General features: G+C 73.0%; 17 protein-coding genes. All 17 read left to right on the forward strand.

From position 1 onward, the window contains the following. Positions 1–12 precede the first annotated feature (12 nt). Positions 13–582 (forward strand): bifunctional pyr operon transcriptional regulator/uracil phosphoribosyltransferase PyrR, encoded by a 570-nt coding sequence (gene pyrR, locus J2S59_RS13300; RefSeq protein WP_068124086.1) that lies wholly within the window; start codon positions 13–15, stop codon positions 580–582. Then, positions 579–1514, forward strand: a complete 936-nt coding sequence (locus tag J2S59_RS13305; RefSeq protein WP_068124088.1) for an aspartate carbamoyltransferase catalytic subunit — start codon at positions 579–581, stop codon at positions 1512–1514. The genes pyrR and J2S59_RS13305 overlap by 4 nt, the downstream gene beginning before the upstream one ends. Then, a complete protein-coding gene (locus J2S59_RS13310; protein ID WP_068124089.1) occupies positions 1511–2833 on the forward strand; it encodes a dihydroorotase in 1323 nt (440 codons plus the stop codon). Before J2S59_RS13305 ends, J2S59_RS13310 begins: the two co-directional genes overlap by 4 nt. Then, complete coding sequence (gene carA, locus J2S59_RS13315; RefSeq protein ID WP_068124091.1) at positions 2830–3987, forward strand: glutamine-hydrolyzing carbamoyl-phosphate synthase small subunit; 1158 nt, start codon at positions 2830–2832, stop codon at positions 3985–3987. Before J2S59_RS13310 ends, carA begins: the two co-directional genes overlap by 4 nt. Positions 3988–3990: 3 nt before the next feature. After that, positions 3991–7374, forward strand: a complete 3384-nt coding sequence (gene carB / locus J2S59_RS13320) for a carbamoyl-phosphate synthase large subunit (protein ID WP_068124093.1) — start codon at positions 3991–3993, stop codon at positions 7372–7374. Beyond that, entirely contained in the window at positions 7371–8456 is a 1086-nt protein-coding gene (locus J2S59_RS13325; protein WP_306825203.1) for a quinone-dependent dihydroorotate dehydrogenase, read from the forward strand. The genes carB and J2S59_RS13325 overlap by 4 nt, the downstream gene beginning before the upstream one ends. Continuing rightward, on the forward strand, positions 8453–9277 hold the full coding sequence (locus J2S59_RS13330) for an iron-sulfur cluster-binding protein (protein ID WP_068119849.1): 825 nt from the start codon (positions 8453–8455) through the stop codon (positions 9275–9277). The genes J2S59_RS13325 and J2S59_RS13330 overlap by 4 nt, the downstream gene beginning before the upstream one ends. Continuing rightward, positions 9274–10221: an alpha-hydroxy-acid oxidizing protein gene (locus J2S59_RS13335; protein ID WP_068119851.1), complete on the forward strand. Its 948-nt coding sequence runs from the start codon at positions 9274–9276 to the stop codon at positions 10219–10221. The genes J2S59_RS13330 and J2S59_RS13335 overlap by 4 nt, the downstream gene beginning before the upstream one ends. Then, a complete protein-coding gene (gene pyrF / locus J2S59_RS13340) occupies positions 10218–11054 on the forward strand; it encodes an orotidine-5'-phosphate decarboxylase (RefSeq protein WP_068119853.1) in 837 nt (278 codons plus the stop codon). The genes J2S59_RS13335 and pyrF overlap by 4 nt, the downstream gene beginning before the upstream one ends. After that, positions 11051–11647, forward strand: coding sequence for a flagellar basal body-associated FliL family protein (locus J2S59_RS13345; protein WP_306825204.1), 597 nt, complete (start codon positions 11051–11053; stop codon positions 11645–11647). Before pyrF ends, J2S59_RS13345 begins: the two co-directional genes overlap by 4 nt. Before the next feature lie 125 nt (positions 11648–11772). Then, positions 11773–12093 (forward strand): integration host factor, actinobacterial type, encoded by a 321-nt coding sequence (gene mihF / locus J2S59_RS13350; RefSeq protein ID WP_068120180.1) that lies wholly within the window; start codon positions 11773–11775, stop codon positions 12091–12093. Further along, positions 12086–12712: a guanylate kinase gene (gene gmk, locus J2S59_RS13355; RefSeq protein WP_068120172.1), complete on the forward strand. Its 627-nt coding sequence runs from the start codon at positions 12086–12088 to the stop codon at positions 12710–12712. Before mihF ends, gmk begins: the two co-directional genes overlap by 8 nt. A 12-nt stretch (positions 12713–12724) precedes the next feature. Beyond that, a complete protein-coding gene (gene rpoZ, locus J2S59_RS13360; protein ID WP_068120174.1) occupies positions 12725–13024 on the forward strand; it encodes a DNA-directed RNA polymerase subunit omega in 300 nt (99 codons plus the stop codon). 25 nt (positions 13025–13049) lie between these two features. Next, positions 13050–14261: a bifunctional phosphopantothenoylcysteine decarboxylase/phosphopantothenate--cysteine ligase CoaBC gene (gene coaBC, locus J2S59_RS13365; RefSeq protein WP_068120176.1), complete on the forward strand. Its 1212-nt coding sequence runs from the start codon at positions 13050–13052 to the stop codon at positions 14259–14261. 166 nt (positions 14262–14427) lie between these two features. Next, positions 14428–15624, forward strand: coding sequence for a methionine adenosyltransferase (metK, locus tag J2S59_RS13370; RefSeq protein WP_068120178.1), 1197 nt, complete (start codon positions 14428–14430; stop codon positions 15622–15624). Positions 15625–15841: 217 nt separating this feature from the next. After that, a complete protein-coding gene (locus J2S59_RS13375) occupies positions 15842–17896 on the forward strand; it encodes a primosomal protein N' (protein WP_306825205.1) in 2055 nt (684 codons plus the stop codon). 28 nt (positions 17897–17924) lie between these two features. Further along, complete coding sequence (gene def, locus J2S59_RS13380; protein WP_068121787.1) at positions 17925–18470, forward strand: peptide deformylase; 546 nt, start codon at positions 17925–17927, stop codon at positions 18468–18470. The last annotated feature ends 3 nt before the right edge of the window (positions 18471–18473 follow it).

An 18473-nucleotide genomic window follows, 5' to 3' on the forward strand; every position in this document is an offset into this window, starting at 1 on the left:
GGTCTGCGGCCTATGACCGCGCCTGCGCACGACCCGCCCGCCCGCACCGTCCTCGATGCTTCGGACATCAATCGGGCACTCACTCGCATCGCGCACGAGATCCTCGAGCGCAACAAGGGCGCCGACCAGCTCGTGCTCCTCGGGATCCCGTCCCGCGGCGTCGACCTGGCCCGCCGGATCGGTGAGCGACTCGCCCAGACCGAGGGCGTCGCCGTGCCCGTCGGCTCGCTCGACATCACGCTCTACCGCGACGACCTGCGCCGCCAGCCCGCACGCGGCCCGCAGCCGACTGAGGTCCCGCCCGGCGGCGTCGACGGCAAGATCGTCGTGCTGGTGGACGACGTCCTCTACTCCGGTCGCACGGTCCGCGCCGCACTCGACGCGCTGGCCGACCTCGGCCGGCCCGACGCCGTACGTCTGGCCGTGTTGGTCGACCGCGGCCACCGGGAGCTGCCGATCCGCGCCGACCACGTCGGCAAGAACCTCCCCAGTGCCCGCAGCGAGCGGGTCATGGTCCGGCTCGTCGAGACCGACGGTCGCGACGAGGTCCTGATCGCCGGCGCGAAGGGGGAGGGCGCGTGAGGAAGCACCTGCTCTCCGTCGACGACGTGACCAGCGACGACATCGCCACTCTTTTCGCCACCGCCGCCGAGATGCACGACGTGCAGCGACGCGAGGTGAAGAAGCTCCCCGCGCTGCGCGGGCGCACGGTCATCAACCTGTTCTTCGAGGACTCCACCCGCACCCGGTCGAGCTTCGAGCTCGCCGGCAAGTGGCTGTCCGCCGACACGATCAACATCACCGGCAAGGGCTCCTCGGCCTCCAAGGGCGAGTCGCTGCGCGACACGGTCCTCACCATCGCCTCGATGGGCGTGGACGCCCTGGTGATGCGGCACTCCGCCAGCGGCGCAGCCCACCAGGTCGCGCAATGGGTGGACGCCGCGGTCATCAACGCCGGCGACGGCACCCACGAGCACCCCAGCCAGGCGCTGCTCGACGCCTACACGCTCACGCGCCGCCTCGGCACGCTCGAGGACAAGCACGTCGTGATCGTGGGCGACCTGACCCACAGCCGGGTCTTCCGCTCCAACGTCGCGTGCCTGGCCAAGCTCGGCGCGCGGGTCACCGTGGTCGCGCCCCCGACGCTCATGCCCAGCGGTGTCGACACCTGGAGCGCGGAGGCCGGCTTCGCCGCAGCGTACGACCTCGACGAGGTGCTGCCGAAGGCCGACGCGGTGATGATGCTGCGCGTCCAGCGCGAGCGGATGAGCGGGGGGTTCTTCCCGACCGGACGCGAATACACCGTCGGCTACGGCCTCACCCGCGACCGGCTCGCCGTGCTCGGCCCCGACGTCCCGATCTGCCATCCCGGCCCGATGAACCGCGGGCTCGAGATCGCCGCGGACGCAGCGGACGCGGCGCAGTCGTTGATCCTCGAGCAGGTCTCCTCCGGCGTCGCGATCCGGATGGCGATCCTCTACCACCTCCTCGCCGGCGAAGGGAGCCAGGCATGAGTGCCGACCAGCCGGGGGAGCGCTCCGGATCCGTGCTGATCAAGGGCGCCTCCGTCCTCGGAGAGCAGTCGGCCGACGTGCTCGTCGTCGACGGCGCTGTCGCCGAGGTCGGCAAGGTGAGCAAGGCAGCCGCCGGCGGCGCCGAGGTGATCGACGCCGACGGTCTGGTCCTGCTGCCGGGCCTGGTCGACCTCCACACCCACCTGCGCGAGCCCGGCCGTGAGGACGCCGAGACGGTGCGCACCGGCTCGGCGGCCGCCGCGGTCGGTGGCTACACGGCCGTGCTGGCGATGGCCAACACCAACCCCGTCACCGACACCGCCGAGGCCGCCGAGCGGGTCTTCGACCTCGGCCGCCAGGCCGGCCTCGTCGACGTCCACCCCGTCGGCGCGGTGACCAAGGGCCTGGCCGGCGAGGAGCTCGCCGAGCTCGGCCTGATGGCCCGCTCGCGCGCCGGCGTCCGGGTCTTCTCCGACGACGGCAAGTGCGTCGCCGACGCCCGCGTCATGCGCCGGGCGCTGGAGTACGTCAAGGCGTTCGGCGGCGTCATCTCCCAGCATGCGCAGGAGCCGACGCTCGCCGGCCCGAGCGCCTGCTGCCACGAGGGCGAGTGGTCCGGGAAGCTCGGCCTGCCCGGATGGCCCGGCATCGCCGAGGAGGTCATCGTCGCCCGCGACGTGATGCTCGCCCGCCACACCGGCTCGCGCGTCCACGTCGCCCACGCCTCCACGGCCGGCACGGTCGAGGTGCTGCGGTGGGCCAAGAGCCAGGGCATCCAGGTCACCGCCGAGGTCACCCCGCACCACCTGCTGCTGACGACCGACCTGCTGGCCGGCTACGACCCGACCTACAAGGTCAACCCGCCGCTGCGGCCCACCGAGGACGTCGAGGCCCTGCGGGCTGCGCTGGCCGACGGCACGATCGACGCCGTCGCCACCGACCATGCGCCCCACGCCCGCCACGACAAGGAGCACGCCTTCGGCGACGCGGCCTTCGGGATGCTCGGCCTCGAGACCGCCCTGGGCGTGGTCGCCACCGTGATGGTGGAGAGCGGCGCCATGGGCTGGGCCGACGTCGCCCGGGTGATGGCCACCCGGCCGGCGGAGATCGCCGGGCTCACCGACCACGGTCGCCCCGTCGCGCCTGGCGAGCCGGCCAACCTCGTCCTCGTCGACCCTGCCGCGCCGGTCACCGTCGACCGCGACGCGTCGGTGTCGCTGTCTCGCAACAACCCCTGGCACGGACGGACGCTCGCGGCGTCGGTGCACACGACGCTGCTGCGCGGTGCGACCACCGTGCGGGAAGGAAACCTGGCATGAGCCTCGACAAGCTCGACCGCCGAGCGTTGCTCGTCCTCGAGGACGGTCGCACCTTCCACGGAGAGGCCTACGGTGCCGAGGGGGAGACCTTCGGTGAAGCCGTCTTCGCCACCGGCATGACCGGCTACCAGGAGACGCTCACCGACCCGTCGTACCACCGCCAGGTGGTCGTGATGACCAGCCCCCACATCGGCAACACCGGTGTCAACGAGGAGGACGCGGAGTCGCGGCGGATCTGGGTCGCCGGCTACGTGCTGCGCGACCCCGCCCGCATCACCTCGAGCTGGCGCGCGACCCGCGGGCTCGACGAAGCCCTGCGCGAGCAGGGCGTGGTCGGCATCAGCGGCGTCGACACCCGGGCCCTCACCCGGCACCTGCGCGAGCGCGGCGCGATGCGCGTCGGGATCTCCACCACCGAGACCGACCCGGCCGCCCTGCTCGCCCGGGTGCGCTCCAGCGCCGAGATGACCGGTGCGGAGCTCTCCACCGAGGTCACCACCGAGGAGGCGTACGTCGTGCCCGCGACCGACGGTCCGCGGTTCCGGGTCGCCGTCCTCGACCTGGGCCTCAAGGCGATGACCAGCTCCCGGATGGCCGAGCGCGGCATCGAGGTGCACGTCCTGCCCGCGACGGCCACGCTCGACGACGTGTTGGCCGTCGAGCCGGACGGGTTGTTCTTCTCCAACGGTCCCGGCGACCCGGCCGCGACCACCGACCAGATCGCACTCCTGCAGGCCGCGCTCGAGCGCGGCATCCCCTACTTCGGCATCTGCTTCGGCAACCAGCTCTTCGGCCGCGCCCTGGGACTGGAGACCTACAAGCTGAAGTACGGCCACCGCGGCATCAACCAGCCGGTGATGGACAAGACCACCGGCAAGGTCGAGATCACCTCCCACAACCACGGCTTCGCGGTCGCCTGGCCCGACGGGGTCGCGATCGACGACCCGGTCAGCACGCCGTACGGCGAGGTCCGGGTGAGCCACGTCTGCCTCAATGACGACGTGATCGAGGGCCTCGAGCTGCGCGACCCGAGCACGGGCGCGCTGCGGTCCTTCTCCGTCCAGTACCACCCCGAGGCCGCGGCCGGTCCGCGCGACGCGGGATACCTCTTCGATCGGTTCGTCGAACTGCTCGCGAGCAAGAAGGAAGGCTGAGCCATGCCGAAGCGCACCGACATCTCCTCGGTCATGGTGATCGGCTCCGGCCCGATCGTCATCGGCCAGGCGGCGGAGTTCGACTACTCCGGCACCCAGGCCTGCCGCGTCCTGCGGGAGGAGGGCCTGCGGGTCATCCTCGTCAACTCCAACCCGGCCACGATCATGACCGACCCGGAGTTCGCCGACGCGACCTACGTCGAGCCGATCACGCCGGAGTTCGTCGAGAAGGTCATCGCCAAGGAGCGCCCCGACGCGCTGCTGGCGACCCTGGGCGGACAGACCGCGCTCAACGCCGCGATGGCCCTGGCCGCCAACGGCGTGCTCGAGAAGTACGGCGTCGAGCTGATCGGCGCGAGCATCGAGGCGATCGACCGCGGGGAGAACCGGGAGTCGTTCAAGCGCATCGTCGAGGAGCTCGGCGGCGAGGTCGCCCGCTCGGCGATCTGCCACTCCATGGACGACTGCCTCGCCGCCGCCGACGACCTCGGCTACCCGATGGTGGTCCGGCCGTCCTTCACGATGGGCGGGACCGGCTCGGGCATGGCCTACGACGAGACCGACCTGCGCCGCATCGCCGGCGCGGGCCTCGCCGCCAGCCCCACCACCGAGGTGCTCCTCGAGGAGTCGATCATCGGGTGGAAGGAGTACGAGCTCGAGGTCATGCGCGACCGCGCCGACAACGTGGTCATCATCTGCTCGATCGAGAACCTCGACCCGATGGGCGTCCACACCGGCGACTCGATCACCGTCGCGCCGGCGATGACGCTGACCGACCGCGAGTACCAGGACATGCGCGACCTCTCGATCGGCATCATCCGCTCGGTCGGCGTCGACACCGGCGGCTGCAACATCCAGTTCGCGGTCAACCCCGCCGACGGCCGGTTGATCGTCATCGAGATGAACCCCCGCGTGTCCCGCTCGAGCGCCCTGGCGTCGAAGGCGACCGGCTTCCCGATCGCCAAGATCGCGGCCAAGGTCGCGATCGGCTACACCCTCGACGAGATCCCCAACGACATCACCACACGCGGGGGCTCCGCCCCCGCGGACCCCCCGCTGGAGGGCTGCGCCCCCCAGACCCCCCGGTCATGGACCCCGGCTGCATTTGAACCGGCCCTCGACTACGTCGTGGTCAAGGTCCCGCGGTTCGCGTTCGAGAAGTTCCCCGCCGCCGACCCGACGCTCACCACCCACATGAAGTCGGTGGGCGAGGCGATGGCGATCGGGCGCAACTTCACCGAGGCGCTGCAGAAGGCGCTGCGGTCGCTGGAGAGCAAGAACGCGCCGTTCGACTGGGCCCACGAGTGGGTCGAGCTCGACAAGGCCGCGCTGCTCGAGGAGATCCGCACCCCGCACGACGGCCGGCTCAAGAAGGTCATGGACGCACTGCGCGCCGGGGCGACTCCGCAGGAGATCCACGACGCCACCGCGATCGACCCGTGGTTCGTCGACCAGCTGCTGCTGATCAACGAGGTCGCCGGGGAGCTCGCGGCCGCACCCGAGCTCACGGGTCCGCTGCTGCGCCGGGCCAAGCGGCACGGCTTCTCCGATGAGCAGATCGGCCGCATCCGCAACCTGCCCGCGGCCGTGGTCCGCGGGGTGCGGCACGCCCTCGGCGTACGCCCGGTGTTCAAGACCGTCGACACCTGCGCCGCCGAGTTCGCCGCCCGCACGCCGTACCACTACTCCAGCTACGACGAGGAGACCGAGGTCGCGCCGCGTGAGCGGGAGGCCGTGATCATCCTGGGCTCGGGACCCAACCGGATCGGGCAGGGGATCGAGTTCGACTACTCCTGCGTCCACGCCTCGCTCGCCCTGAGCCACAGCAAGGGCAGCGGCGCCAACGGCGGCGCGGGCTACGAGACCGTGATGGTCAACTGCAACCCCGAGACCGTCTCCACCGACTACGACACCTCCGACCGGCTCTACTTCGAGCCGCTCACCCTCGAGGACGTCCTGGAGGTCGTGTACGCCGAGCAGCAGGCCGGCCCCGTCGTGGGTGTCATCTGCCAGCTCGGTGGGCAGACCCCGCTCGGGCTCGCCCAGGGCCTGGCCGACGCGGGCATCCCGATCGTCGGCACCCAGCCGGCGGCCATCGATCTCGCCGAGGAGCGCGGTGCGTTCGGCCGCGTGCTCGCCGAGGCCGGGCTGACCGCGCCGAAGCACGGCACGGCGAGCTCGTTCGCGCAGGCGGAGGCCATCGCCGAGGACATCGGCTACCCCGTGCTGGTGCGGCCGTCGTACGTGCTCGGTGGCCGGGGCATGGAGATCGTCTACGACCGCGCGACGCTCGAGGGCTACCTCGAGAAGTACGTCGCGGCCGGGCTGATCAGCCCCGAGGCGCCCGTGCTCATCGACCGCTTCCTCGACGACGCCGTGGAGATCGACGTCGACGCGCTCTACGACGGCGAGGACCTCTTCCTCGGCGGCGTGATGGAGCACATCGAGGAGGCCGGCATCCACTCCGGTGACTCCTCGTGTGCGCTCCCGCCGATCACGCTGGGCGCCCGCGAGATCGACCGGATCCGCGAGGCTACGGCCGCGATCGCGCGCGGTGTCGGCGTGCGCGGCTTGATCAACATCCAGTTCGCGCTCGGCTCCGACGTGCTCTACGTCCTGGAGGCCAATCCGCGCGCCAGCCGCACCGTGCCGTTCGTCGCGAAAGCGACGGGCACGGCCCTGGCGAAGGCAGCTGCCCGCGTCATGCTCGGCGACTCGATCGCGACGCTGCGCGCCGAGGGGATGCTGCCCGAGGTCGACGGCGGGCTGCTGCCCGAGAACGCGCCGATCGCGGTCAAGGAGGCCGTGATGCCGTTCAACCGGTTCCGCACCGCCGACGGTGCCCAGGTCGACACCGTGCTGGGTCCGGAGATGAAGTCCACCGGCGAGGTGATGGGTCTGCACGCCGACTTCGGCACCGCCTTCGCCAAGGCCCAGGTGGCGGCGTTCGGTCCGCTGCCGACCTCCGGCAAGGTCTTCGTGAGCATGGCCAACCGCGACAAGCGCTCGATGATCTTCCCGATCAAGGTCCTGGCCGACCTCGGCTTCGAGATCCTCGCGACCGAGGGCACCGCCGAGGTGCTGCGCCGCAACGGCGTCCGGGCCGAGGTCATCCGCAAGCACCACGAGGGTCCTGGTCCCGACGGCGAGCCGACCACGGTGCAGGCGATCCTCGACGGGCACGTGCAGCTCATCGTCAACACGCCGTACGGCGCGGGCGGTGGCAACGTCCGCCTCGACGGCTACGAGATCCGCACCGCCGCGGTCATGGCCAACGTCCCGTGCATCACCACCGTGCCGGGCCTCGCTGCCGCGGTCCAGGGCATCGAGGCGCTGCGGCGCGGCGACATCGGCGTACGCAGCCTGCAGGAGTGGGCTGCGCGGTGACCCTCTATGAGCGGGCCTTCGCCTCGGTCGCCGTCCGTATCGACGCCGAGACCGCCCATCACCAGGCGTTCCGGGCGATCCGCGCCGCGCGTCCGGCGCTCGCCGCGCTCGACCGGGTGCGGCCGGGTCCGGCGCGCCCGGTGACCGCGATGGGTCTGGAGTTCGCGCACCCGCTCGGGTTGGCCGCCGGCTTCGACAAGAACGCCGTCGGCATCGACGCGCTCGCCGCGCTGGGGTTCGCGTTCGTCGAGGTCGGCACGGTCACCGGCCGGGCGCAGCCCGGCAACCCCCGCCCGCGGCTGTTCCGCCTGCCCGACGACCGCGTGATCGTCAACCGGATGGGTTTCAACAACGACGGTGCCGAGGCGGTCGCCCAGCGGCTCGCGGCGCGCGCGGCTAAGCGGAACCGGCGGGAGCGGCCGGCACGGGGACCGGTCCTGGGCGTCAACATCGGCAAGACGAAGGTCGTCGACGAGAACGACGAGGCGGCCGTCCTCGGCGACTACGGCCTCAGCGCACGCCTGCTCTCGCCGTACGCCGACTACCTGGTCGTCAACGTCAGCTCGCCCAACACCCCGGGACTGCGGTCGCTGCAGGCGGTGGAGCGGCTCGAGCCGCTGCTGGCGCACGTGCGTCGCACCGCCGACCAGGCCACGGACGCCGCCGGGCGCGACCGGGTGCCGTTGCTGGTGAAGATCGCGCCCGACCTGGCTGACGAGGACGTCACCGGCGTCGCCGACCTGGCGCTCGCGCTCGGCCTCGACGGCATCGTCGCCACCAACACGACGATCTCGCGCGACGACCTGACCTCCGACCAGCAGGTCGTGGCAGCCCTCGGCGCCGGCGGCATCTCCGGACCGGTGGTCGCCGCGCGTGCCACCGAGGTCCTGCGGCTGCTGCGTGCCACAGTGGGCGACGACCTGACGATCATCGGCGTGGGAGGGATCGACGACGTGGACGAGGCGCGTGCCCGGCTCGCGGCAGGGGCGACCCTGCTGCAGGCCTACACCGGATTCGTGTACGGCGGACCGGCCTGGCCCCGGCGGATCGCGCGGGGGCTCGAGGAGCACCCGCACCCGTGACGGCTCCCCGGGTGCTCCACACCGACGCGGAGGTGCTCGCCCACAAGCGCGCCGGCAGCCTCCACGTGGTGACCCTGGTCGCCCCCGGCGTCGCCGAGCTGCACCGGCCCGGGACCTTCGCCGAGCTCACCCTCGGCGGACCCGACAGCGACCGGCTGGCCCGGCACGCCTTCTGGATCCTGCGCACCCGACCGTCGGGCACCTACGGGAGCACCATCGAGCTGCTCGTCGCCGAGCGCGACCCCGGCACCCGCTGGCTCGTGCAGACAGCACCCGGCACCGCCGTACCCCTGACCGCGCCGCTGGGCCGCCCCTTCGCCCTGCCGAGGGAGGCGGTGACCTGCACGCTCGTGGCCCACGAGGACGGTGTGGCCGCGGTGCTCGGGCTGGCCGGCCGGCTCAAGGAGCGCGGCTGCGTGGTCCACGTCGTGCTGGGTGCCGCGAGCGATGCGCGCCTCTATGGGGCGCTCGACCTGCGGCGTACGGCGCGCACGGTCCAGGTCGTCACCGCCGACGGCTCGGTCGGCCGGCGCGGTGAGCTCGCCGAGGTGCTGCCGGCGGTGCTCGACGAGCAGCGCCCGGAGGTCGTCTACGCCGCCGGACCGGTGCCGTTGCTGCGCGCGACCGCGGCCGAGGCCGAGGCCAGAGGGGCGTGGAGCCAGGTCGCGTACGCCGGCGCGATGCCGTGCGGCGTCGGCCACTGCCTGGGCTGCCTGGTGCCGGTGGTCGGGGAGGACGCCGTCGCCCGCAACGTGCGCGCCTGCACGGAGGGTCCGGTCTTCCGCGGGGACCGGGTGCGCTGGGACGAGGTGACCTCGTGAGCGCGGCCGAGGCGACGCGCGCCCCCGCGGTCGGTGACCTCGGAGCGGTGCGCCTGCGGGGTCCAGTGGTCGCGGCATCGGGCTGCCTGCGTGTGACACGCACGCTCGAGGACCTCGCCGACCTGTCCGCGCTCGGTGCCTGGGTCAGTCCCACCGTCGCGCTGGCGTCGGCGTCGAGCCCGCCCGGCCCGCGGTGGTGGGGGACCCCGGCTGGCCTCGTGCACCCCACGAGCATCGAGGGTCCCGGCATCTCCGGGCTGCTGGCCGGGGACGTGCCGTGGTTCGTCGCCCGGAAGGTGCCGGTGATCGTGTCCGTCGCGGCAGCGACGCTGGGGGACTACGCCGAGATCGTCCGGCACGCGGCTGCGGCCCCCGGCGTCATCGGCGTCGAGCTGAGGCTCGCCCCTCCGGGGGCGCGCGGACTGGGCTTCCACCCGGTCACCGAGGGGTTCCACGTCGGTCGCGTCGTGGCGGCGGTGCGCGGTGAGCTGCCGCCCGGTTGTGCACTGCTGGCCAAGCTGCCCGCGCTGCCCGACAAGGTCGTCGACCTGGCCCGCGCCGCGGTCGACGCCGGAGCCGACGCCGTCACGCTGGTGGATGCCGCACCGGCGTACGCCGTGGACCCCGCGACCGGCCGGCCCCCGTTCCCCGCCTTCGACCCCGACCGGCTGAGCCTCAGCGGTCCAGCGCTGCTGCCGGTCGCGCTGCGGTCCGTGCACCAGGTCCGGGCCGCGCTCCCGCAGGCGCGCATCGTCGCCAGCGGGGGAGTGCGCACCGGTGCCGACGTGGCCGCCCACCTGGCTGCCGGCGCCAGCGCCGTGCAGGTCGGCACGACCCTGCTGCGCGACCCGGTCGCTCCGCAACGCCTGCGCACCGAGCTGAGCGCCGCCCTGGCCGCCATGACCCCGCACCCGATTGAGCCGTCCGACGAGGAGACCCCATGACCTTCGGCCAGCGACTGCACGACGTGATCGGCGCCCGCGGTCCGTTGTGCGCCGGCATCGACCCGCACCCGTCCCTGCTGACGCAGTGGGGGCTCGACGACACCATTGACGGGCTGCGGCGCTTCGCCGGCCTCGCCGCGGAGGTCCTCGGTGCCGAGGCCGGGATCGTGAAGCCGCAGTCGGCGTTCTTCGAGCGCCACGGGTCCGCCGGGATCGCCGTGCTCGAGGAGGTCATCGCCACCTGCCGCGAGGCAGGGGCGCTCGTGCTGCTCGACGTGAAGCGCGGCGACATCGGGTCGACGTCGCAGGCGTACGCCGACGCCTACCTCGATCCGCGCTCGCCGCTCGCCGTCGACGCGATCACCGTCTCGCCCTACCTCGGCTTCGGCAGCCTCGAGCCGTTCCTGACGACCGCTGCGGCCCACGACGCGGGGCTGTTCGTGCTCGCCCTGACCTCCAACCCCGAGGGACCGCAGTTCCAGCGGGCCGTGACCGAGGAGGGTGCCGGCGTCGGGGCGACCGTGCTGCGCGAGGTGGCCGCGCGCAACGCGGACGCGACCCCGCTCGGCTCGGTCGGTGTGGTCGTGGGCGCCACGGTGCAGCCGTCGACCCAACGCCTCGGCGAGGACTTCGCGATCAACGGACCGATCCTCGCCCCGGGCGTCGGTGCGCAGGGCGCGACGTTCGACGACGTACGCCGCGTGTTCGGCGCCAGCGCCCGGCACGTCCTGCCCGCCTCGTCGCGGGAGATCCTGCAGGCCGGTCCGGATGCCACCGCGCTGCGCGACGCCGTCCGCCGCGCCGCGGACGCGGCCGGGGAGCTGACGCGATGAGCGGCGCGGAGGGGACGCCCGCGGGGCCCTTGCCCGACCACTCGTCCGCCGCCCCACCTCGCAACCGGATACGCCGCTGGATGGTGGCGATCGTGGCGGTGCTGGTCCTCGCGCTGGCCGGGGCGGGCGCCTTCGTCCTGCTGCGCGAGGACGCCGATCCGTACTGCGAGACCGTGCGCGCCAGCAACGACGAGCTCGCCGTGCTGGTGGGCGACTCCGGGGACTCCGCGGTGGAGACCTTCAACGACAGCCTCGACGTCCTCGAGCGACTCGCCGCCGAGGCTCCCAGTGAGATCTCTGCCGACTGGAACACGCTCATCCTGCGCCTCCGCGGGCTGCGCGACGCGCTCGTCGCGGCCGGGGTCGACCTCAGCGGCGACGAGGTCGATCTCACCGCCCTGGAGGACGCCTCCGAGGAGGAGGTGGCGGCCGTCACCACCGCCGCCACCGAGCTCGGGTCGACTGACGCGAACCGTGCCTCGCGCGCCATCGAGGATCACGCCCGCCAGTCCTGTGACGTGGCACTCGGTGCCACCGATGACGAGGGCGATGACGAGGGTGACGGCGCAGGTGACGGTGCGACGCGCGACTGATCGCAGGAGCGAGGGCCGCCGTTGCGGGTGACGCGCAGGGTGTCTAGATTCCCTCCTGTCCGGGGCCGCCGCCGTCCACGCGCCGCGAGCCGCACCAGCCGAGAAGACGAACGAGGACTGTGACCGTGGCCTTGCCGCCCCTCACCCCGGAGCAGCGTCAGGCTGCCCTCGAGAAGGCCGCGGCGTCGCGGCGCGAGCGGGCGGAGGTGAAGAACCGGCTCAAGCACTCCGGTGCCTCGTTCGCCGAGGTGCTGCACGAGGGGCAGGTCAACGAGGTCATCGGCAAGATGCGCGTCATCGACCTGCTCACCGCGATGCCCGGCCTGGGCAAGGTCCGCGCCCGCCAGCTGATGGAGCGCCTCAACATCTCCGAGAGCCGCCGGGTGCGCGGGCTGGGCACCAAGCAGATCGCCGCCCTGGAGCGCGAGTTCGCCGACCGTGGCTGACCGTGACGCACGGACCTCCGGCGCCGGGCGACTGACGGTGCTGGCCGGCCCCACCGCGGTGGGCAAGGGGAGCGTGGCGGCGTACGTCCGTCAGCACCACCCCGACGTGTGGATCTCGGTGTCGGCCACCACCCGGCGCCCGCGACCGGGCGAGGTCGACGGCGTGCACTACCACTTCGTCGACGATGCGCAGTTCGACGCGATGATCGCCGAGCAGCAGCTGCTCGAGTGGGCCGTCGTCCACGGCGCCGCCCGCTACGGCACCCCGCGGGGACCGGTCGCCGAGGTCCTCGAGGCGGGCCGCCCGGCCCTGCTCGAGATCGACCTGCAGGGTGCGCGGCAGGTGCGAGCGGCGATGCCGGAGGCGTTCTTCGTCTTCCTGGCCCCGCCCACCTGGGACGAGCTGGTACGGCGGCTGGTCGGTCGCGGCACCGAGGACGAGGCCGAGCGCGAGCGCCGGCTCGGCACTGCGCGCGAGGAGCTGGCGGCGGAGTCGGAGTTCGACGTGACCATCGTGAACACCGAGATTCCCGCTGCAGCCGAGGAATTGGTAGCCTTGATGGGTGGGTCCGGCCCCGATCGACGGCCGACCACCGATCTTTCGAACCCCAACCTGTGAAGGCGTGAGCGCGTGTCTGGCATTACCCCTGTTGCCGAAGGCATCACCAACCCGCCGATCGACGAGCTGCTGACCAAGACCGACTCGAAGTACAAGCTCGTCCTCTACAGCGCGCGCCGGGCCCGGCAGATCAACGCCTACTACTCCCAGCTCGGTGAGGGCCTGCTGGAGTACGTCGGCCCGCTCGTGGACACCCACGTGCAGGAGAAGCCGCTCTCGATCGCGCTGCGCGAGATCAACGCCGACCTGCTGACCTGCGAGGACATCGAGCCCGGAGAGGCCGAGGCCGCCGCGGACCCCGCGACGGCCTGAGCCGGGTCCTGAGGACACCCCCCGGATGTCCGTCGTCCTCGGCGTCAGCGGAGGCATCGCTGCCTACAAGGCGTGCGAGGTGCTCCGTCGGCTGACGGAGTCGGGGCACGACGTGACCGTCGTCCCTACGGCCGCTGCGCTGGAGTTCGTCGGCGCACCGACCTGGGCGGCGCTGTCGGGCAAGCCGGTGGCGTCGGACGTGTGGTCCGACGTCGCCGCGGTCCCGCACGTCCGCATCGGCCAGGGGGCCGACCTGGTGCTCGTCGCGCCGGCGACCGCCGACCTGTTGGCGAAAGCCGCGCACGGCCTTGCCGACGACCTGCTCACCAACACGCTGCTCACGGCACGCTGCCCGGTCGTCATGGCCCCGGCGATGCACACCGAGATGTGGGAGCATCCGGCGACCCAGGCCAACGTCGCCCTGCTGCGCGAGCGCGGGGTGATCGTCTTGGAGCCCGCAGTCGGACGTCTCACCGGCGCCGACAGCGGCAAGGGCCGGTTGCCCGAGCCCGCGGAGATCTTCGCCGCGGCGCTCGACGTGCTCGAGCGCTCCGCCGTCGCCCCGCTCGAGCGTGACCTGGCCGGTCGTCACGTCGTGGTGTCCGCCGGGGGCGGGCGGGAGTACCTCGACCCGGTCCGCTATCTCGGCAACCGGTCCTCGGGTCTGCAGGGCTGGGCGCTGGCTCGGGCCGCGGCCCTGCGCGGGGCCGAGGTCACGCTGGTCGCGGCCAACACCACGCTGCCGGACCCGTCGGGCGTCGACGTCGTCCACGTCGGCTCGACGATCGAGCTGGGTGAGGCCGTACGGGCAGCTGCGGCGAGCGCCGACGCCGTGGTGATGGCGGCCGCGCCGGCCGACTTCCGTCCGTTGGAGCGCTCGGACTCGAAGATCAAGAAGCCCGACGACGGCTCCGCGCCGTCGATCGCGCTGACGCAGAACCCCGACATCCTCGCCGGCCTGACCCGCGACCGGGTCCGCGACGGCCAGGTGCTCGTCGGGTTCGCCGCCGAGACCGGTGACGGGCAGCGCTCGGTCCTCGAGCTCGGCCGGGCCAAGCTCGCCCGCAAGGGCTGCGAGCTGCTCGTGGTCAACGACGTGAGCGACGGCCGGGTCTTCGGTGAGCCCGACAACGAGGCGGTCGTCCTCGGCTCCGACGGCAGCGCGGTCGAGGTGCCGCGCGGGTCGAAGTCCGCCCTCGCGCACGTCATCTGGGACTGCGTGCGCGACCGCTGGTAGGGCCGCACCGCTGCGCCGTACCCGCACCCCACGCCGTACACCTGCACCATCTCGCCGGGACCGGAACACGTTTCAGTGAGACGGCCCGGCGGGGATCACCATCCGCGTTAGGGTCGCCCAGACATGGACTGGGTGCAGCCCTTCGACACCACAGGAGCAGAGCAACGTGGCAGGACGACTTTTCACCTCGGAGTCGGTGACTGAGGGTCACCCCGACAAGATCGCCGACCAGATCAGCGACACCGTCCTCGATGCGCTGCTCGCCGACGACCCCACCAGCCGGGTGGCTGTGGAGACGCTGCTGACGACCGGACTCGTCGTCGTCGCCGGTGAGGTGACCACCAAGACCTACGCGCCCATCGCACAGCTCGTGCGCGACCGGATCCTGGAGATCGGCTACGACTCCTCGGTCAAGGGCTTCGACGGCAACTCCTGTGGTGTGCAGCTGGCCATCGGTGCGCAGTCGCCCGACATCGCCCAGGGCGTCGACGCCGGCTACGAGGCGCGGCAGGGGGAGTCCGCCGACCCGCTCGACCAGCAGGGCGCCGGTGACCAGGGGCTGATGTTCGGCTACGCGTGCGACGACACCCCGGAGCTCATGCCGCTGCCGATCACGATCGCCCACCGGCTCTCCATGCGACTCTCGCAGGTCCGCAAGGACGGCACGCTGGCCTACCTGCGTCCCGACGGCAAGACCCAGGTCACCATCGAGTACGACGACGACAACCGCCCGGTGCGCGTCGACACCGTCGTCGTCTCCACCCAGCACGCCCAGGACATCGACCTGGAGACGATGCTGACCCCCGACATCCGCACGAAGGTCGTCGAGCCGGTGCTCGCGGAGTTCGACATCCCCTCCGACGGCTACCGCCTGCTGGTCAACCCCACCGGGCGCTTCGAGCTCGGTGGCCCGATGGGCGACGCCGGCCTGACCGGCCGCAAGATCATCATCGACACCTACGGCGGCATGGCCCGCCACGGTGGCGGCGCCTTCTCCGGCAAGGACCCGTCCAAGGTCGACCGCTCCGCGGCGTACGCCATGCGCTGGGTCGCCAAGAACGTCGTCGCCGCCGGCCTCGCGAGCCGCTGCGAGGTCCAGGTCGCCTACGCCATCGGCAAGGCCCAGCCGGTCGGGTTCTACGTCGACTGCTTCGGCACCGAGACCGTCCCGGTCGCCTCCATCCAGAAGGCCGTCCTCGAGGTCTTCGACCTGCGCCCCGCCGCGATCATCCGCGACCTCGACCTGCTGCGCCCGATCTACGCCCAGACCGCCGCCTACGGCCACTTCGGCCGTGAGCTGCCCGACTTCACCTGGGAGCGCACCGACCGCGTCGACGCGCTCAAGGCCGCCGTCGGGGTCTGAGACCACCCACCGTGTAGACGTTCCTGCGCAACACGCCGGCTGGAACATCTACACAGCGGTGGTTTCGCTACACGTGTAGCGAAGTTGTCACTGTGTATGCGTTCTCGTCGGCGTGTCACGCAGAAACGTGTACGCAGTGGGACGCGTGGGACGTTCGGAGCGCTGCCGGGGATGAGCGCGTACGGCGGTGTCGGCCCGGGTTGGTAGGAATGCCCCCGTGACCACGACGCCCGGCCCCGAGGAGCAGCCCGCGCTGCTGCCCGACCTCGCCCGGGCCGCGGTACGCCGATCGCGGGCGGAGCAGCCGGCGAAGGCCGTGCCCGCGACGAAGGCCGCGGAGGTGGACCCGGTCGCCCGGGTCCTGGTGGAGGTGCCGCTGGCGCACCTCGACCGGCCCTTCGACTACCTCGTGCCCGAGGCGATGGCCGACAGCGCGGTGCCGGGGGCGCGGGTGAAGGTGCGCTTCGCCGGCCAGGACCTCGACGGGTTCGTGATCGAGCGGCTGCCGCGCTCGGAGCACGAGGGTCGACTCGCGCCGCTGCGCCGCGTGGTGAGCGCCGAGCCGGTGCTGACCCCCGAGGTCGCCCGGCTCTGTGAAGCCGTCGCGCAGCGCTACGCCGGCACCGTCTCCGACGTCCTACGCCTGGCCGTCCCGCCGCGGCACGCCACGACCGAGAAGAAGGAGCCGGTCCCGCCGGCGCCCGCCCCGGCCCCGCTCGACGACCCCGGGCCGTGGGCGGCCTACGACGGCGGCGCGGCGCTGCTCGAGGCCCTCGCGCGGTCCGCGGCGCCCCGCGCCGTCTGGACCGCCGCGCCCGCCGAGGACTGGCCGACCGCGCTGGCGCTCGCGGCCCGGGCGACGGCGGCCGCGGGTCGAGACGTCGTGCTCTGCGTCCCCGACGCTCGCGACGTCGACCGCCTCGACGCCGCCCTGCGGACCGTCCTCGGCCCCGACCAGCACGTCGTCCTCACCGCCGACCTCGGTCCCGCGCGCCGCTACGCCGCCTACCTCGCGGCGCTGCGCGGTCAGGTCCGGGTCGTCGTCGGCACTCGCGCCGCGGCGTTCGCACCGGTGCGCGACCTGGGGCTCGTCGTGATCTGGGACGACGGCGACGACCTCCACGCCGAGCCCCGCGCTCCCTACCCCCACGCCCGCGAGGTGCTGCTCGAGCGCGCCCGGCTGGCCGATGCCGCCGCGGTGGTGGCCGGACACGCCCAGACCGTCGAGGCGACCTACCTGCTGCGCACGAGCTGGGCCCGTCCGGTCGCCCCGCCGCGTGAGCTCGTGCGCTCGCGGGTGCGCGTCCAGGTGCCGGGTGCCAGCGACCGCGACCTCGCCCGCGACCCGTTCGCCCGGGCCAGCCGGGTCCCGCGCGTCGCCGCGGAGACGGTGCGCCGCGCACTGAGCACCGGTCCGGTCCTGGTGCAGACGCCCCGCCACGGGTACGCCGCCAGCCTGGCGTGCGACCGCTGCCTCACCCCCGCCCGGTGCACGCTGTGCGCCGGCCCGCTCCACCAGCCCGGCCGGGCCGCGCCGCTGCACTGCCGCTGGTGCGCCGAGCCCGCCGAGGCCTGGACCTGCCCGACCTGCAGCGGCCACGGGCTGCGGGCCCCCGTGGTGGGGGAGCAGCGCACCGCCGAGGAGCTCGGTCGCGCGTTCCCCGGCATCACGGTCCGCACCTCGGCGGGCGACCACGTCCTCGCCGACGTCCCCGACAAGCCGGCCATCGTGGTCGCCACCCCGGGCGCGGAGCCCGTCGCCGCAGCCGGCTACGCCGCCGTGATCCTGCTCGACACCTGGCTGATGCTCTCGCGCCCCGACCTGCGCACCGAGGAGGAGTCGCTGCGCCGCTGGCTCAACGCGGCCGCGCTCGTTCGTCCCGGCGGCGACGTGGTGGCGGTGGGCGACAGCGCCCACCCCGCCCTTCAGGCGCTCGTGCGGTGGGACCCGGCCGGCGCCGCCGAGCGGGAGCTCGCCAGCCGCACCGACACGCACTTCCCGCCCGCGTCCCGGCTAGTCACGATCACCGGCGAGGAGGGCGCGGTCACCGGCGTCTTGGAGCTGCTCCAGCTCCCACCCGGCACCGAGGTCCTCGGTCCCGCGCCTGTGCCGGCGCCCCCCGGCGCCGACCCGGAGGTTCGCGTCGTGGTCCGCACCCCCCGTGCCGCCGGCGTCGCCCTCGCCGACGCGTTGCGCGAGGCCCAGAGCCTGCGCTCCGCGCGCAAGCTGCCGGCGGTCCGCGTGCAGGTCGACCCGGTGGCGCTGGGCTGAGCGGACCGGCCTCGTAGACTCCGCCCCCGTGGCCATCCAACCGATCCGACTCTTCGGCGATCCCGTCCTGCGGACGCCGGCGACCCCGGTCGTCGACTTCGACAAGGAGCTGCGCACCCTCGTCTCCGACCTCGTCGACACCATGCACGAGGCTGGAGGAGCCGGGCTCGCCGCGCCGCAGATCGGCGTCGGGCTGCGCGTGTTCACCTGGTACGTCGACGGCGAGGTCGGCCACCTCGTCAACCCCGACCTGACGCTGTCGGAGGAGACCCAGCACGGCCAGGAGGGGTGTCTGTCGATCCCCGGTCTGGGCTTCGACTGCACCCGTGCCCTGTCGGTGGTCGCGCGCGGGTTCGACATGCACGGCGAGCCGGTCGTGGTCGAGGGATCGCAGCTGCTCGCGCGCGCCATCCAGCACGAGACCGACCACCTCGACGGGATCCTCTTCGTCGACCGCCTCGATGTCGCGACCCGCAAGGAGGCCATGCGCGCCATCCGCGAGGCCGAGTGGTTCGGTGCCCAGCCCCCTGTCGTCAAGCTCTCTCCCCATCCCACGAACGGACTCGGTTTCTAGACC

Origin of the sequence: Nocardioides massiliensis (genome assembly GCF_030811215.1) — a bacterium.
Taxonomy (GTDB): Bacteria; Actinomycetota; Actinomycetes; order Propionibacteriales; family Nocardioidaceae; genus Nocardioides_A; species Nocardioides_A massiliensis.